The 16,832-nt window shown below is 40.8% G+C and carries 14 protein-coding genes and 1 riboswitch; of the genes, 3 read left to right on the top strand and 11 right to left on the bottom strand.

Annotated features, from left to right (window positions below):
• Positions 1 to 352: 352 nt before the first annotated feature.
• From AC1TO9_RS18255 to AC1TO9_RS18210, 10 genes are all read right to left on the bottom strand, one after another.
• Positions 353 to 1,312, bottom strand: a complete 960-nt coding sequence (locus tag AC1TO9_RS18255; protein ID WP_482060090.1) for a DMT family transporter — start codon at positions 1,310 to 1,312, stop codon at positions 353 to 355.
• 129 nt (positions 1,313 to 1,441) lie between these two features.
• Positions 1,442 to 1,636: riboswitch (FMN riboswitch) on the bottom strand.
• Between the two features lie 92 nt (positions 1,637 to 1,728).
• Positions 1,729 to 2,988: a GTPase HflX gene (gene hflX, locus AC1TO9_RS18250; RefSeq protein WP_482060089.1), complete on the bottom strand. Its 1,260-nt coding sequence runs from the start codon at positions 2,986 to 2,988 to the stop codon at positions 1,729 to 1,731.
• 482 nt (positions 2,989 to 3,470) lie between these two features.
• Positions 3,471 to 3,836: an IDEAL domain-containing protein gene (locus AC1TO9_RS18245; RefSeq protein ID WP_482060088.1), complete on the bottom strand. Its 366-nt coding sequence runs from the start codon at positions 3,834 to 3,836 to the stop codon at positions 3,471 to 3,473.
• Between the two features lie 96 nt (positions 3,837 to 3,932).
• Positions 3,933 to 4,085 carry a hypothetical protein gene (locus AC1TO9_RS18240; protein ID WP_482056673.1) on the bottom strand — a complete coding sequence of 51 codons (153 nt, stop codon included), beginning with the start codon at positions 4,083 to 4,085 and terminating at the stop codon, positions 3,933 to 3,935.
• 289 nt (positions 4,086 to 4,374) lie between these two features.
• The gene (locus AC1TO9_RS18235) at positions 4,375 to 4,566 is read right to left on the bottom strand and encodes a hypothetical protein (RefSeq protein ID WP_482060087.1); all 192 of its coding nucleotides are present in this window, start codon (positions 4,564 to 4,566) and stop codon (positions 4,375 to 4,377) included.
• A gap of 89 nt (positions 4,567 to 4,655) precedes the next feature.
• Entirely contained in the window at positions 4,656 to 5,693 is a 1,038-nt protein-coding gene (locus AC1TO9_RS18230; RefSeq protein WP_482060086.1) for an ABC transporter substrate-binding protein, read from the bottom strand.
• Positions 5,694 to 5,880: 187 nt separating this feature from the next.
• Positions 5,881 to 6,846 (bottom strand): galactofuranose ABC transporter, permease protein YjfF, encoded by a 966-nt coding sequence (gene yjfF, locus AC1TO9_RS18225; protein WP_482056676.1) that lies wholly within the window; start codon positions 6,844 to 6,846, stop codon positions 5,881 to 5,883.
• Positions 6,839 to 7,876 (bottom strand): ABC transporter permease, encoded by a 1,038-nt coding sequence (locus AC1TO9_RS18220; protein WP_482056677.1) that lies wholly within the window; start codon positions 7,874 to 7,876, stop codon positions 6,839 to 6,841. Before AC1TO9_RS18220 ends, yjfF begins: the two co-directional genes overlap by 8 nt.
• Positions 7,869 to 9,395 carry a sugar ABC transporter ATP-binding protein gene (locus AC1TO9_RS18215; protein ID WP_482060085.1) on the bottom strand — a complete coding sequence of 509 codons (1,527 nt, stop codon included), beginning with the start codon at positions 9,393 to 9,395 and terminating at the stop codon, positions 7,869 to 7,871. The genes AC1TO9_RS18220 and AC1TO9_RS18215 overlap by 8 nt, the downstream gene beginning before the upstream one ends.
• Positions 9,396 to 9,489: 94 nt before the next feature.
• A complete protein-coding gene (locus AC1TO9_RS18210; RefSeq protein ID WP_482056679.1) occupies positions 9,490 to 10,533 on the bottom strand; it encodes an ABC transporter substrate-binding protein in 1,044 nt (347 codons plus the stop codon).
• Positions 10,534 to 10,796: 263 nt separating this feature from the next.
• Between AC1TO9_RS18210 and AC1TO9_RS18205 the strand changes: the two genes are divergently transcribed.
• From AC1TO9_RS18205 to AC1TO9_RS18195, 3 genes are read left to right on the top strand one after another with little or no spacing between them, the layout of a single operon-like run.
• Positions 10,797 to 12,623 (top strand): histidine kinase, encoded by a 1,827-nt coding sequence (locus AC1TO9_RS18205; RefSeq protein ID WP_482060084.1) that lies wholly within the window; start codon positions 10,797 to 10,799, stop codon positions 12,621 to 12,623.
• Entirely contained in the window at positions 12,620 to 14,239 is a 1,620-nt protein-coding gene (locus AC1TO9_RS18200; RefSeq protein WP_482060083.1) for a response regulator, read from the top strand. Before AC1TO9_RS18205 ends, AC1TO9_RS18200 begins: the two co-directional genes overlap by 4 nt.
• Before the next feature lies 1 nt (position 14,240).
• Positions 14,241 to 15,206, top strand: coding sequence for a sugar ABC transporter substrate-binding protein (locus AC1TO9_RS18195; protein WP_482056682.1), 966 nt, complete (start codon positions 14,241 to 14,243; stop codon positions 15,204 to 15,206).
• Between the two features lie 33 nt (positions 15,207 to 15,239).
• Here the strand turns inward: AC1TO9_RS18195 and AC1TO9_RS18190 are convergent, their stop codons facing one another.
• Positions 15,240 to 16,832, bottom strand: a complete 1,593-nt coding sequence (locus AC1TO9_RS18190; RefSeq protein ID WP_482060082.1) for an AraC family transcriptional regulator — start codon at positions 16,830 to 16,832, stop codon at positions 15,240 to 15,242.

Raw genomic sequence — 16,832 nt, 5'->3', positions numbered from 1 at the left:
CGAGAATATTACATTCTCAATCCAAATGATTTCTCATTTGTTTTGTTCTCACTTTCGTGAAAACCACTCACTCGTTGTTCAGTTTTCAAAGATCAATTTCTCTTTCGTTATTCACCAGTGTGTCTCGGTGACAACTTTTATATCATATCGCATCCAGTTTTATAATGCAAGTCTTTTTTTAATGCCTTTGTTTAGACATTTTTTATTTTCTCGCTGACCGGATTTATAATATAACATGCCATTCCCTATCAACGCAAGTCATAATTTTTTACAATTAATAAGTTCAATATAAATATATATAATCCCTTCGCCCCATCGATTCTAATGGTTGCAAAGGGATATAGTTTAGTCATTAAACAGGCAGTATCTCTTCATCTTGTCTAGAGATTGCAAACAGAGCCGCCCAAATCAGAATAAAACCAATAAGTTGTGCTTGCGTGATCGCCTCTCGGAATACGATCCAATTAATCAGCACCCCTACCATTGGGAAACTCAACTCTGCCAATGTCGCAACCGATGCTTTCGTAGTCGTTAACCCCTTATAATAAACCAAAAGACTGAGCAAACCAGGTAATAGAGCTTGGCCCAATAGATTCACAGAGACCAATACCATAGCAGTCGTCCCGATTGGTAAACTCCACACTCCACCTTCACCCCAAGTTATAAAGAGTAGCAATGGTAATGCCAGAATAAATCTTAAGGAAGTCACGGTCTCATACTTCATCTGACCAACCATTAAACGCCCCATAACAGTTGATCCTCCCCATAGAGCCGCAGCTCCAAGAGCTAATAAACTACCCAGTTGAACAAAGTCATTCCATTTCCCCACAGGTATCGCAAATCCGAATGTGAGTAAATACGTACCTATTAAAGCTAGCGAGAATAGAATCGAGAAATGCTTTGGTAGTCGTTCTTTCAATAGTAATCTTGCCAAAATAATTGCAAACAGCGGTTGAAGCTTCTGAAGTAACAACACGACGTTTATATTCCCACTAGACAATCCTATCGTAAACAGAATCGTCGCTAGCGCTGATCCGCCCCAAGAGATAAAGAGCAATGCACCGACATGCCGCAGTCGCAATCCATGAAGTTCATCGCGATTTCTCCATAGCACCGGAGCAACAAATAGAACAATAATAATATGCTCAAGCAATACAATCTGGGTTGAAGTAAGTGAATCTAATAAAATAATTCGAAATAAAGGATCTACTCCCCATAGGGCCGCTCCCAATACTACTAGCCAAAACCCACTCTTTGAAGGCTTTTCTCTAACCGCCACAACAGGCCTTACACTCTCCACTACATTGTCCACTCTCTCTATCCCCTTGTTCTGAATATGGGGTCTTACAATAGAAAACCCCCGCATTCGATAGTTATCGACATTTACGGGGGCTGATCAAATAAGCTTGTGCGCAACAAAAAATCCACGCCATGCATGTGCTTTGATCTTCTTCCATCCGGACTTTACCGTCGGCCTTGGATTCACACCAAGTCAGTCGCCACCATCTTCATGATGACGAGTCGCGGGCTAGAAGCTCATATATAGAGGTTGTTCAAAAAGTCACCTTTTGAACTCGCACTATAAAATAAGAACTCTCACCGCCGGTTAGGAATTTCACCTACCCCGAAGATCCATATTCATTTTATTAAATGCTATATCTTCTATTAAAGGACTCCAAATGAAATTAGTCAATGATTTGTTTCAGTAAATCACTTCAATCTTACATTTCAAACGACATACTCACGATACTTCTCAACATCCATCGCTCTACACTCTAGTGTTAATCGTGTACCCACATGATCATACTCAGTAGAGATTATATTCGCATGTTCATTTAAATAGGAGACCACTTGCCCTTGTTCAAAAGGAATCAGCATCACACATTGCATATAATCTTTAAATATATGTGCCCTAATCAAGTCAACGAGTTCGGTTATACCCACTCTTTGCTTCGCCGCAAGGTAAACACTATCCCCTTCCACTAGTGGAACTTCACAATCCACCACATCACATTTATTATAAGCAAGGATCGTTTCAATATTTGTAATTCCGATCTCTTCTAATGTATGGTTTGTAATATTCATCAATTTCTCATACTTATCGTTAGAATAATCAATCACATGAATCAACAAATCAGCTTCAGCCACTTCTTCAAGCGTAGATCGAAAGGCCTTGATGAGATGATGAGGTAGTTTACTTACAAATCCAACCGTGTCTGTCAGTAGAAAGGACTTGTTATCTTCGAGATGTATATTACGAACCGAAGTTTCCAGTGTTGCGAACAACATATCTTTCTCAAACACTAGCTTGTTACCAGATGGACTGAATGACTCTACCAAGGCGTTCATAATCGTTGATTTCCCTGCGTTTGTGTAGCCAACTAGTGATACGACTGGAAGCTTATTCTTTTGGCGCTGCTTGCGTTGGGTTTGGCGTTGAGATACGAGTGTTTCCAGTTCTTTGTTCAATGCACTGATCTTATCCTCGATTCTACGGCGATCTAGCTCAAGTTTCGTTTCTCCAACACCTTTATTCTTGGTCCCAACACCTCCACCTTGCCGACCCAATGATTCACGCAAACCGATTAATCTAGGTAGCATATACTGCAGTTGGGCTACTTCTACCTGAAGTTGGGCTTCCCTTGTCTTTGCCCGCTTCTCAAATATATCTAAGATTAGAATCGTCCGGTCAATCACCTTGCACTGTAAGTCTGCTTCTAGATTACGAATTTGCGAGGGAGACAATTCATCATTAAAAATAACCATGTTCGCCTCCTGCTCCTCATACAACGCCCTGACATCCTCCACTTTACCTCTTCCAATATAGTGAGTTTTATTCACTCTCTCTAAATTTTGTGTTAGCTCCCCTACTACTCCGACATGACAAGCTGAAGCTAAATTCCCTAATTCCTCCATAGAGTATTCGAAATCCTCTTGATGCTTCACATTGACACCTACTAGGATTGCTCGCTGTTGCAATTCTTCCATATAGTTTAATCTCCTTTACCTTCATAATAAAAAAACCTCAGGCTAATCTCCTGTGGTTAAGCGAACGGGATATATCCATCTTTACCAAAAGGGTGACCTTTCATATTTATGTATACACAAAAATGAAAGATCCTTCGACCTAATAAGTCATGGTATGGATGATTATTGGGTGGTTATCCATAAATACAACAAAAAGAGGGCGGGGTCGCCCTCCTCTTTATTGATGCGATTATTCGCAATAAATGGAGTTCTCTAGAAATATACACAGACCAATCCCGTTCGCCCTGCACAGTAGCAGAGCCTTTGCACTATTCAATTAGTGGTACAAAGGTTGAAAGCGGATTGTATCATTCATCTCTTCGAGAACCCTCCGATCATTATAGTTATTTCCATATTAACACAGATGAACCAATCTCACAATCTGAATGTGCAAGGGTGGCTATGCCGAAATACCGGTATCCATTGGCCCCATCATGTGCCCTTTACAATATTCCTAATCGATTGCTCTTCTTATCTGTAATCAAATAATCCTCTATATGTGAATTGGAACCGTGATGAATAGCATTTAATTGATCGGTTAATTCCATGAACCATTGTTCATCTTTAGTCAATAAAGCGATATCGATTAGATTCTTTAATTGCTCAATATTATCTAATGAACTCTCTGGGAGCTTTTTCACCCCTTGATTAAGTACATCAATAGTTGTCCCAATCACCGTTTCGTGATCCGAGGCAATCACATGTATTCCCATAGTGCCAGCTAACAAATTTATTGAATCGATAAAACCATGTATTAATTCACCATGATTTGTATTTCCCTTGACCCAATCACCTATTTCAATATTCATTACAAATCACCACCATTTAAGTTAGTTTAAGAATAATATCTATTTAATAACTTTTTGAAAGCTATACTGTAACTATAATTGTTTCAGTAATGATTGTCAAATTCCTTTTATCAAGTAGAACCGACCTCGCCATTCACTATTAGGTGCAATAAGTACATCTAAATTCAACCCAATCCCTCTGAAGCTAACTTTAGTTGCATGGAGTACATCTAATTTACTGGAAATTCCACTTTTCAGCGTTATCGCCATTTTTAACTGTAGTTTGTACAACTAATTCTCTCTTCCCCTACTTTTCCTGCTATTTAATTGTACTTTACACATCTATTCTAGCCTCATCCTCACTACCTTCATGCGCGAAGCAATGTTCGTCACTCTAACATCACCACTCTATGCCTATTCCACTGAATGACATCCGGAATTTATGATGTTACATGGAATATGGATCGAATTTATTATGTTAAAAAAACTCCTGCTAAGGGAGATTTAATAAGATCATATCTAACTTACTCTATTTAGAGTTGGTAAAGGGGAAGTTCCATTACTCTAAACTTTCCGTCGATTTTTTCACGGTATAAGTAAACTCTTTATCTCGAATCGAATCAGCTTCCCTGATTACAAATGCTGAACCATCTTCATTTAGAAAATTAACTTCAAATGTATATTCTTCTTTATTTACTTCTTTTTGTTCTACAATTTCGTTAAGAGAGATTCTAGGTACTATCCCTTGCACGACATAGGATTCAAATAATTTCTTCTTATCATCTAGATCTAATGCAGGTAAAAATCCTCCATTCCCATAACTGGGCGGAGGACCTTATATTAGTACTTTCTATTATTCACTTCTCGTTCCGCAACAGCCTGAGTATAAATACTCTCTGGAAGTACTATACGTTTCGGTAGGTTTTTGCCCCCGATGATCTCTTGAACAGCCTGCATCAGATTCATTCCTAATAGCGGGTTACATTCAACAACAGCATTGATCTTCCCTTCGACCATCATTTCAAAAGACTTGCGTGTTCCATCCACAGATATGATGACAATATCTATACCCGGACGCAAACCAGCCGCCTCAATAGCTTCAATCGCACCTAGCGCCATATCGTCATTATGTGAGAACAACACATCGATATCTTTACCTTGTTCTTCTATGATTGACTGCATCACTTCTTTTCCCTCTTCAAGGGTGAAGTTGGCTGATTCACTCTTCAATATCTTAAAATCGGATCGAGAAGTAATGATCTCTCGGAAACCATCCTTTCGCTCAATCGTTGGAGTAGAGTCCATTGTTCCTTGTAGTTCTACGATACCGATAGGTCCAGGAGTATCCCTCATTTTATCCAATAGGTATTTCCCTGCCTTACGACCTTCATCATAAAAGTCAGAACCAATGAACGTCACATAAAGCGATGAATCACTCACATTAACGGAACGATCCGCTATGATCACAGGTATTCCAGCTTGCTTCACTTCTAGAAGAATGGGCTCCCATCCGGATTGTACGACGGGTGCAATCGCAATGACATCCACCTTTTGTTGAATAAAAGAACGGATCGCTTCAAATTGCTTCTCCTGGGATTGCTCCGCATTCTCGAATAATAGTGTAATCCCAGCTTCCTTTGCCGATTCCTTCACCGAGTTCGTGTTCGCTCTGCGCCAATCGCTTTCTGAACCCAACTGAGAGAATCCAAGCCTAATCGGCTCAGATGAATATAATGACTCCATCACTTCAACGGATTCATTGTCCTGCAGGGATATCTCCGAATTCCTCGTATCTGAGGGGGTGACAGGAGTCTCCGCTGTCTGAACAGACTCGCAGCCTATGAACGAAAAGCTGAACAATACAATCATACACATCATGAGTACTAACCTTCTATTCATCATATTCCCTTTCCATAAGCAGATTTAGGGATCATAGTCATCTTAAACTCTAGTTGTATTCCTATTAAAAGTTTGACATATCCCGCTTCAAAATGGAAGCACCCCTATTTCTACGAAAAAGTGATACCGTCCTTTGAGGAGGATGGTATCACTTTCATCTAGCTTGTTATCCTCTCCCGGACGATCGCCTAGAAGTAAGTAGTCTTTGAAACACAATGAAGCTGAACAATAATAGTCCAATCACAATCTTTGTCCACCAAGAACTTAAGGTTCCTTCAAAGCTGATAATCGTTTGAATAACCCCTTGAATCATAACTCCGAAGAAACTACCTACAATATATCCAACGCCCCCAGTAAGTAGAGTTCCTCCAATCACGACTGCTGCGATGGCATCCAATTCTAGCCCATTAGCATGTAGCCCATAACCAGACAGCATATAGAATGTAAATACCACACCGGATAGCGCGGAACAAAAGCCACTTAACGTATAGACAAGAATTTTAGTACGTGCTACTGGTAGTCCCATCAATACAGCAGATTGTTCACTACCACCCAATGCATAAACATTACGACCGAAGCGAGTGTGATGCGCCAGATAGATAGCAAGCGCAATAGCAATCAGGGCAATAAGTACACTAATGGAGATGAAGTTACCACCCGGTAGATGGATCTTGGTCTGTGCCATACGGGTATAGAAGGCATCATTAATCGTAATCGTATTAATACTAATCACATAACAAAGGCCTCTTGCTAAGAACATGCCCGCTAACGTTACGATAAACGGCTGAATATTGAAATAATGAATAATAGCCCCCATCGCACAACCAATAGTGGCACCTATCATCAGCACCAACGGAATCACAATAAATGGTGGCCAGCCTAAGTTCTGAATAAGACTTGCGGAGATCATTGTGGTCAGGGCTATCATTGACCCCACGGATAAGTCGATACCACCGGAAACGATGACGAAAGTCATTCCGATAGCTACAATCAAAAGAAAGGCGTTATCTATCAATAGATTCAACAGCACCTGTACGGAGAAGAAGCCAGTATATCGAAAGGATCCTAGTGCGAACATAACAATAAATAGAGATATTGTCACAATAATAGGTAGATATTGTTTTTTAGCCATGTCGTGTTACACCTGCCTTACTCGTATACTTACGAGATTTCCATCTCTCAAATATAATCCTCCGGAACGTCTCAGACTGGATCAAACATACGATTAAGACTACAAACGCCTTAACAACCAACGTTATTTCTGGTGGAACACCAATCATGTAGATCGTTGTCGTTAATGTCTGAATAATAAGTGCACCCACTAGCGTCCCCGATAAATAGAATCTACCTCCGTTCATGGATGTCCCTCCAATAACGACAGCGAGAATAGCATCAAGCTCAATCCATAATCCCGCATTGTTCCCATCCGCACTTGAGACATTGGAGCTAAGAATTAGACCCGCGATCCCCGCACATACGCCACAAAATGCATATACCGAAATTAGTATTACCTTGGATCGAATTCCTGCAAGACGACTCGCTTCAGGATTGGTACCAACGGATTCGATAAACAAGCCCAACGCCGATTTACGTGTCAGCAACAATGCAATGATAAATATAGCCATTACGATAAAAATAGAGAAAGGCAATCCCACAAATGATCCTGCACCGATATAATTAAATTTGGGACTTGAAACGGTAATAATCTGACCACTCGTGATCAGTTGGGAAATTCCACGCCCAGCCACCATTAATATAAGTGTTGCGATAATGGGTTGAATTCCTCCCAAAGACACTAATAATCCATTCCATATTCCCAATACCAAAGCCAAAACAAGCGAAATTACTATTGCAAGCATTACTAAGGTAAATGTATTCTGATCACTACCTCTACTGATCGTCAAACAAGCTAATGCCCCTGTAATTGCAACAAGGGAACCAACGGATAGATCTACTCCTTTGGTCGCAATGACTAGAGTCATTCCGATAGCCACCACAATGAGGGGTGCACCAAAATTCAATATATCGATCAGACTTCCATACAGATGGCCATTACGTACCTGAATTGAGAAAAAATCAGGAGAATAGAATAAATTAAATAATAAAAGTGCCGCCAACATCGTTATTGGCCAGAATATATGATGCTTCATTAATCTAGACATCGGTTGAATGACCTCCCGCAATTGCCTGTAATACATAGTGTTGGCTTATTTCATCGCCCTTCATTTCTTGTACTAAGTTGCGATCCCGGAGAACTGCGATGCGATCACTAACACGAACGACTTCTTCTAATTCGGAGGAAATAAATATGAAAGACATTTTTTGTTCGCGCGATAAGGTAATAACCAATTTCTGAATTTCTGCTTTCGTCCCCACATCAATCCCTCGCGTAGGCTCATCTAAGATGAGTAACTTGGGCTGCATTAATAACCACCGGGCTAGAATAACCTTCTGTTGGTTGCCACCACTTAAGTTTTTGACTAGATGCTCTGGATTCGGGGGACTGATGTTGAGCTTCTTAATATATTCCTCTACAATCTCTTCTTGCTTCTTGACGGGAATGGTTCGAAACAAACCAAGGTTAGCCTGAAGAGCAAGAATGATATTCTCTCGAATCGTTAAATTCTCAATAATGCCTTCCGTTTTTCGATTCTCAGAGCAGAAGGCGACGCCTTGTTCAATCGCCTGCTTAGGAGAATGTACGGTCCCCCCGCTATCACCGAACTTAAGATTCCCCTGATCGGCACGATCAGCTCCGAATAATAGTCGTGCTAGCTCTGTTCTTCCAGAACCGAGAAGTCCTGCAAGTCCGACGACTTCTCCCTGTCCGATACGTAAGGAGAATGGCTCGATGTATCCCTTTCTTCCAAGCCCAGATGCCTCCATTAATACTTCATCTATTCCCTCTCGGCCTTCTTTCGTCTTCGGAAGATCTTCAAGCATATGCAGTTCCTTACCTATCATCTTGGATACTAATTCTATTCGAGGGAGATCTTTGGTTACATATTCCCCAACAAATTCTCCATTACGGAGAATGGTTATACGATCTGACATTTCATATACTTGTTCTAAGAAGTGAGTAACGAATAGGATGGCTAGTCCTTCATTCTTTAATTGGTTCATAATCTGGAATAATTGCTTCACTTCATTCTGATCCAAGCTGGACGTTGGTTCATCCAGAATAAGAACTTTAGCCGAAACATCCAAGGCACGCGCTATCGCAACAAGTTGCTGTATCGCCACTGAATAGCTTTGCAAAGGCTTGGTTACATCAATATTTAACTGCAATCGCTCTTTGAGTAATTGTGTAGCTCTTCGGTTAATTTCTTTCCATAAGATCCGACCGTAGCGACGAGGCTCGCGACCGATAAAGATATTCTCCGCAACCGACAGATTCGGACATAAATTGATTTCTTGATATACGGTACTTATGCCAATTTCCACAGCATGTTGTGGGTTTTGAATAGATACTGTCCTACCTTCTAAATCGACCGTACCTTGATCAATCGCATAGACCCCAGTTAATACTTTGATAAGAGTTGACTTTCCAGCCCCATTCTCTCCCATTAACGCATGAACTTCTCCAGGAAATAATCGAAAGTTAATGCCAGAGAGTGCTTTTACTCCGGGAAACTGTTTATGAATATCAGTCATTTGTACAATAGGTCGTTGCTGCTCCATAATCCTCTCTCCTATCCACTCTGTTGTTTAAGACCACTTCGGCCAAAGGACCTTTGACGATGAAGTGGTCTATCATTCCAACTATTGTAACAAGTTAATACATACGGTTAGGAAGTGCTTCTTTCGCTTGATCGATTGTAAATGTGCCCTCTTCTACTACTGTTCGTTTCGGTACCTCTTTCCCAGCGACAACATCTTTAGCAGCTTGCATTAATTGCCCACCAAACAATGGATTACATTCCACGATAAAGTTAATCTTGCCCTCGCTTGCAGCTTGGAAGCCATCTTTAATTCCGTCAACCGTGATGATGATAATATCTTCACCTGGTTTCAGACCAGCAGCTTCAATAGCCTGGATTGCTCCTAAAGCCATATCATCGTTATGAGCGTAAAGCACGTCGATATCCTTATTCGCTTTCAAGAATGCTTGCATGACTTCTTTTCCTTTTGCACGGGTAAAATCTCCTGTTTGAGAAGCAATGATCTTCAGATTTGCATTATCTTTGATTTTATTCTCAAATCCCTCTTTGCGGTCGATCGCCGGAGCAGATCCTGTTGTTCCTTGTAACTCAACAATATTCACTTGTTCAGTAGCGTCCTTATATTGATCCGCAAGCCATGCACCTGCCTTTTCCCCTTCGAGCACGAAGTCGGAGCCTAGAAACGTTACATAAAGTGAGGTATCCGTTGAATCGACAGAACGGTCCGTCAGAATGACCGGAATCCCTGCGTCTTTGGCTTCTTTCAGAACCGTATCCCAACCGGACTCAACTACCGGAGAGAAACCAATCACATCCACCTTTTGTTGAATAAAGGAGCGTATCGCTTTGATTTGGTTTTCTTGCTTCTGTTGTGCATCAGAGAACTTGAGATCAATACCTGCTTCTTTAGCAGATTCCTGTATGGAAGTCGTATTCGCCGTACGCCAGCCGCTTTCTGCCCCTACTTGCGAGAAACCCATTACAATCTTCTTATCTGAAGATGTATCTTTGACTGCTGCATCCGTCACCGTTGTCGTCTTAGCAGGTTGATTCGTTTTGCCGTTATTTGCAGCATCATTAGTCCCACCACAAGCAGCTACCAATAACATCAATGACATGAATACTGTAAATGCCCCTATCTTTTTTGCTTTTCTCATTTATTTCATACCTCCCCTTGTCATCACCAATCATTGGCGTGTTCTCATTATATAGCGCTTTCATTTCTTGATTATACGGAGGTCCTTAGGTATTTCTTATGTTTTTTTGTTTATTTTTCTTATATTCATTTATGTTTGTTTGATTATTTGTTTGAAAATTGTGATTTTATGGTCTTTCTTTATATCCATAGAAAATGAGTCGATTTTTTGATATGATAATTCTCGAACACTGGAATCGCTTACATTATTTATAGAAGGGTTACATGACCCATATGAGATTATTGCAATGGATTAATTCAAGCGTACGCGCTAAACTGCTGACCCTATTCGTCATTCTAACTTCCATACCTTTGATCGCAGTTGGATCGGTTTCCTATCAGAAGTCGTTCAATACGGTTAGCAGCCACAGTAAGACAGCAACGTTGATGGTTGCTGATCAGCTAGGCCGAGATATCGACATTCTATTCCAAGACGTTGGAGAGTTACTCGAATTGAGTAATAATCCGACAGTTCATCATTTCTTGTATTCTCAAAGTGAGACTTATGAGGATGCCAAAGAAATATTAACCACCTTTGATTTGTACAGAGAAACCTATAAGTACGAAAGTGTTCTCAACATCTCCATGGTGAATTTGTATGGGAAAGGGATTAGTGAGCAGATCGGTGTATTCCAACTTGACGTTAACCCGCTCCGTAACTCTCATTTCACCGAACTACTTAACCATCCCGATCAAGCGCTGAATATTACCCCTACTAATGCTGATCCGCTAGATAGGTTAGACGGATTTCAATACAAGCAAACCAACGTCATTTCCATTATGGCAGCGGTCAAACAGCAAATCACACACGAGGTCATCGGGTTTATTGTCATTGACCTAGACGATTCCATCGTCGAGCAATTCATAGACAATACCAAGATTGGACAAACGGGATTCTTCCACGTTATTGATGAGAAAGGTAAGCCTATTTTTGTGCCTTCACAGTCAGACAATCAGATTCAGGCATCTCAACTTCAGCAAACAGAGCTACAACATCAGTTCATTAACCAAAGAGGTAGCTTTGTGGAAGCCTCCCATGGCAAACCCCAATTCATTGTATATACCACTTCTAAGGAGACGAATTGGATCATCGTTGGCTCTGCGCCGTTGCAGGAGATTGTTGAGGAAGCCAACGAGATCAGGCAAGTCATTATTATCAGTGTTGCACTGAGCATTCTATTTACGATGACACTATATTTCTTTATGACCAAATGGCTGATTCGACCTGTCCAATTATTGAAGAAGCAAATGCGCCAAGCAGCATCAGGTTTTCTCGAAGCAAAAGTAAAGACATCAGGTCAAGATGAAATTGCTGATCTAGGTAGAAGCTTCAACACGATGTTGGAACAAATCAAAATGCTGCTCGAACAAAGTATCAACGAACAAGAGCAAATTCAAAAAGCAGAACTGCGAACGTTGCAAGCTCAGATTAACCCACATTTCCTGTACAATACATTGGATTCGATTGTATGGATGGCAGAAGCCAATAAGAATGACCAAGTCATACAGCTTGTTCAAGCTCTCTCGCGTTTTTTCCGCATAAGCCTAAGCAAGGGCCGTGACTGGATTCCTTTAAAAGATGAACTTGAACATGTCCAAAGTTATTTAATTATTCAGCAAATGCGTTATCGAGATATATTGCAATACGAAATTGACGTTCATCCCTCTTTATTGGATACACCTATTCTAAAAATGACACTCCAGCCTATTGTGGAGAATGCACTTTATCACGGCATTAAGAACAAAAGAAGAAAGGGACTCATTCGGATCAGCGCACAGAAAGAAATCGATGGGAACTTCAAGTTAGTAGTAGAAGATGATGGAATCGGAATCACCCCCGTACGTATGGAACAGATTCGTAAAAGACTAAACACATCATCCTCACAAGAACTAACAGAAGAGGACGGAATCATCGGATTCGGTCTATATAACGTACATCAGAGGGTCCGGCTATATTATGGGAGTAACTACGGAGTGGCCATAGAAAGTGTAGAGCTTCTGGGGACATATGTATCCTTATGTATTCCGATAGAACGGAGGGAAAATCCATGAAGAGAGTTATGCTAGTAGACGATGAAATATTGTTCCGAGAAAGTATACGCGACTGCATTCATTGGGAACAAGAAGGCTTTGAATACTGCGGTGATGCCTCGGATGGCGAGATAGCCTTACCCCTTATTGAGCAGTGGATGCCTGACATCCTCATTACCGATATTAAGATGCCTTTCATGAACGGTTTGGAACTCAGTTCTATCGTTCGTAAAGTGATGCCTGACATTAAAATTATTATTCTTAGTGGACATGACGAGTTCGAATATGCTCGATCTGCGCTTCGAATCGGTGTCGATGAGTATTGTATGAAGCCCGTTAGTGCCGCTGATATTATCCAACAACTACACCAGATCAGTGAGAAGATTGATTCAGAACGTCAGGAGAAAGAACGGATTAATAAACTTACACAAATGATCACTAATCAGACGCTGCGCACACAGGATATGCTACTTGCTGATCTGTGTAGTGGCTTCATAACAACGGCTGAAGCCATCCATGTAGCTTCATTACTCTCCCTTCAACTTATAGCTAAATATTATACCATCATGATTACTCATTTTCGCAGCCGCGAAGACGACTTAGCCATGGATACATCCCTTCTAGCACAGATTGAGGCAAAGCTTGAGTTCGACTTAAAGAAACAAGTTGAATTTCTAGCATTTAAACGGATACGTACAGAAAAGGTGTGGGTGCTACAAGGAAACACCGAAGAACAACTTCAGCTTGCGATCTATTCTATTCAGGAGGATTATGGTCATCTTGATGAGGTAAACCTTCCGATCGTGGTATCCTTTGGTATCGGTAACATTCAAGATCGGTTACAGGGTATTCACGATTCCTACCTAGAAGCGGAAGAAGATAAGCATTGGCGTCGACTTACCAAGCAGAATCGACATAATTTCGGTACTATGAACGGAGACTCCCCAGATCATACGATTTCATTAGATCATCATGTGTTCATCGAGTTTCTGAAATTCGGATCGCAGGCCGACATGAAGACGTTCATCGAACAATTTGCTGCTGGCTTGAAACGATTAAATTGGAATTCATCTTTTTACGGCTACTATATTCTGAACGATCTTACCTACAAAGTATTCCAAAGTGTAAAAGGGACATTTCGAAATTCGACCGAAGTCACCGAAGTACAGGGTAAGCTGCAGAAACAAATAGAAACCGTCAATGACTGGGAAAAGGCCTTCGTCTACCTAGCAAATCTTGCTGAACAATACTGGTTAAAGCGTAGAGATGCTGCCGATAAATATACGGGAATGCTAGAACAAGTGAAAGAATATATACGTTGCCATTACCATAACAATCAATTATCGCTTCTAGATGCGGCCGAATCTGTCTGTGTAAGCCCGAGCCATCTTAGTAAAATATTTAGCCAGGAAACCGGCCAGACATTTATAGAATATGTAACATATATTCGTATTCGTAAAGCGATGGAGCTCTTGAGGTCAACCCATGCCAAATCTTATGAAATTGCCTATCAAGTCGGTTATCATGATGCTCATTATTTCTCTAACCTATTCAAGAAATCAACGGGAATGACCACCAAGGAATTTCGACGGAATGACACATTCTCTATCCAGGATTCCGGAACGGAAGGATCATAGCATGCTAAAAACGACTACGATGATCACCACGATACTGTGCTTTCTAGCATTATGCTCGCTTCTTATTGTCATTAACTTCAAAGGAGATTCATCCACTCCAGACAGTCCAATTTCTACGTCTAAGAACCGTGAGATTGTATCAAAGACGAAGACGTTCGGTATCATTTATCCTATGGCACATTCCTATTATGGAATGATTACACAAATTGCAGAAGATACCGCGAATGAACATGGTGTTCGCCTGATTGTAAAAGCACCTGACGAAACCAGTTCAGAGCAACAAATTCGCATGATGGATACTTTGATTCGGCAGAAGGTCGATGGGATCGCCATCGATCCCATCGATTCTGTTGCTCTTATTCCAATGATTAACAAGGCCGTGGACTCAGGAATCCCTGTCATCTGTTTCGAATCGGATTCTCCTGGAAGCAAACGCCTCGCATATATCGGTTCGGATAACTATTATTCTGGTAAGCAAATGGGGGTTATTATCAGTTCTTTATTGAACAATAAAGGAATGATATTGGTCGAGACAGGTATGTCTGAGATGAACAGCTTAAGCGAGCGGTTGGATGGATTATTAACTTACTTAAATGAACATACGGAAATTCAGGTTCTCAATGTACGTTATAACGAAGGCAAATCAGCAACTGCCACGGCCGATCTTGAGTTAATGATTGATAACCATCCTCACTTCGACGCTTTTGTGGGCCTCGATTTCATTTCCGCTTCCGCTTCCATATTCGTATGGAAAGCGAAAGGTCTTGATCGATATGCCTTCACATTCGGAATGACACCTAATATTATAGAAGCTATTCATAATGGCCAAATCACATCCTCTCTGTCCCAGAATGAACAGGAATGGGGGACGCTTATTGTAGAGCGGCTGCTTCAAGCATCTGAAGGGAAGTCCATTCCACCATTCGATAACACGGGTATAACGGAAATCAATGTGATGATTAGATAAGATCTGGTACATGAATGCGACCCTCCGTACCTATCACAGAGATCGCGATATGCATCCATGATTTAGAGAATCGGGAGTTGTATTGGAGCGAAATTCACTGGGCGTTGTACCCGTATGTTTTTTAAATAATTTACTGAAATATTTAACATCGCCATACCCAACTTGTGCTGCTACTTCACTGATTTTTACAGGTGAACCCGAAATAATTTCCATAGCTCGTTGTATTTTGATTCGAGTTACGAACTCTCCAAAGGTAATACCAGTCTCCTTCTTAAATACATCACTTAAATAATTCGGATGTACATGAACATGTTTCGCTACTCGATTAAGACTGACATCATTCTCTAGATGTACCTCAATGAAGGCTCTAGCTTTGTTGATATGTACGGCTTGACCTTCAGCAATATAAGTATGATATATTCTCATGACTCTATACAGTTGTTGAAATAGTTCATCTTTAGAAACAGTCGCCATATTGGATTGCAGCTCTACTAAATAGTCCTTTAGTATATCCTCACGTCCCGTGATCTTTAATAATCGATCTAACCAGCGTTGTGATAATATCGTGACCGATTGTAAAGAAGCAGCTAATGATTCAACGGTCATTTGTGGGTCATTGATCAATTCCTGCAAATACTGCTGAGTCCAATTCTTCAGACCAACCACGTCATTCTCTAGAAGGATCGTAGATAGACTTTGTTCCTCTTCTCTCGTACAAATGCTCTTACCACCTACGCGGTGCTTAATTTCATCATAACTCCATATTTTCTTAGGCATAAATGATTGATACCCAATGGTATAATCAGCAGTTATATAGGAATCATGAAGCTCTTCTAAGGATTTCACAGATACCCCTACGGCCACATAAAGCGTGCATTTTAGCAATCGCTCGATTTTGTGACAGATGAATGAATCATGTTGGAAATCACTACTCCACCGATGGGTATGAGCGATGACAACGATACGGTTCTTCTGAATCAAAGTGACACACATTAATAACTCATGCAAAATATTTTGTACGGCATAGATAAGTAATGAGTTACTATCTTCAGCGTGGTTCCAGCCTTCTGCCTCAATGATTACAACTTGCATATTAGCGTTCTCATTCTCGTTACAATCATATAAATGGCGTAGAAGGACTTTCTGATTATATGTACTGCTCTGAATTGTTTCCCCATCAATGACCCAACGCTGAAACATTCGGTTATTCTCTTCCGACTTGGTAATAACTTCTTGGCTATTAGTAGCCCAGCGATCCTCGACCCGTTGCTTCGCTTTTAGAACGGTATCAATAATCTCTTCTGGGCGACTTGTCTTGAGAATGTAATCACTGATATTCTGGCGAATAGCTTGCTGTGTATAGACGAAATCATCATACCCAGATAAAATAATGATCTCTATTTCAGGAAGAATCAATTTCACTTCCTCTGCAAGCTGTAGTCCACTTTTCCCAGTCATTCTAATATCGGTCAAGAGAATATGTGGTTTCTCTTGGTGGATTCTCTCTAACGCTTCTTCAGCAGATGCTGCAGGATCAAGCAGCTCTAAACCTAATTCAGTCCAATTAATCACTTTTGCTATCCCTTTTCTAATAATGACTTCGTCATCAACAATCAATATTCTCAT

The sequence above is a fragment of the Paenibacillus sp. Y916 genome (assembly GCF_056786435.1).
This window is presented reverse-complemented; position numbering and strand designations above follow the sequence as displayed.

Coding starts and splice junctions, on each gene's coding strand:
- hflX (WP_482060089.1), bottom strand. CDS start 2,988: ATGGAAGAATTGCAACAGCGAGCAATCCTAGTAGGTGTCAATGTGAAG.
- AC1TO9_RS18245 (WP_482060088.1), bottom strand. CDS start 3,836: ATGAATATTGAAATAGGTGATTGGGTCAAGGGAAATACAAATCATGGT.
- AC1TO9_RS18240 (WP_482056673.1), bottom strand. CDS start 4,085: ATGGCGATAACGCTGAAAAGTGGAATTTCCAGTAAATTAGATGTACTC.
- AC1TO9_RS18230 (WP_482060086.1), bottom strand. CDS start 5,693: ATGATGTGTATGATTGTATTGTTCAGCTTTTCGTTCATAGGCTGCGAG.
- yjfF (WP_482056676.1), bottom strand. CDS start 6,846: ATGGCTAAAAAACAATATCTACCTATTATTGTGACAATATCTCTATTT.
- AC1TO9_RS18220 (WP_482056677.1), bottom strand. CDS start 7,876: ATGTCTAGATTAATGAAGCATCATATATTCTGGCCAATAACGATGTTG.
- AC1TO9_RS18215 (WP_482060085.1), bottom strand. CDS start 9,395: ATGGAGCAGCAACGACCTATTGTACAAATGACTGATATTCATAAACAG.
- AC1TO9_RS18210 (WP_482056679.1), bottom strand. CDS start 10,533: ATGAGAAAAGCAAAAAAGATAGGGGCATTTACAGTATTCATGTCATTG.
- AC1TO9_RS18205 (WP_482060084.1), top strand. CDS start 10,797: ATGACCCATATGAGATTATTGCAATGGATTAATTCAAGCGTACGCGCT.
- AC1TO9_RS18200 (WP_482060083.1), top strand. CDS start 12,620: ATGAAGAGAGTTATGCTAGTAGACGATGAAATATTGTTCCGAGAAAGT.
- AC1TO9_RS18195 (WP_482056682.1), top strand. CDS start 14,241: ATGCTAAAAACGACTACGATGATCACCACGATACTGTGCTTTCTAGCA.
- AC1TO9_RS18190 (WP_482060082.1), bottom strand. CDS start 16,832: ATGAGAATATTGATTGTTGATGACGAAGTCATTATTAGAAAAGGGATA.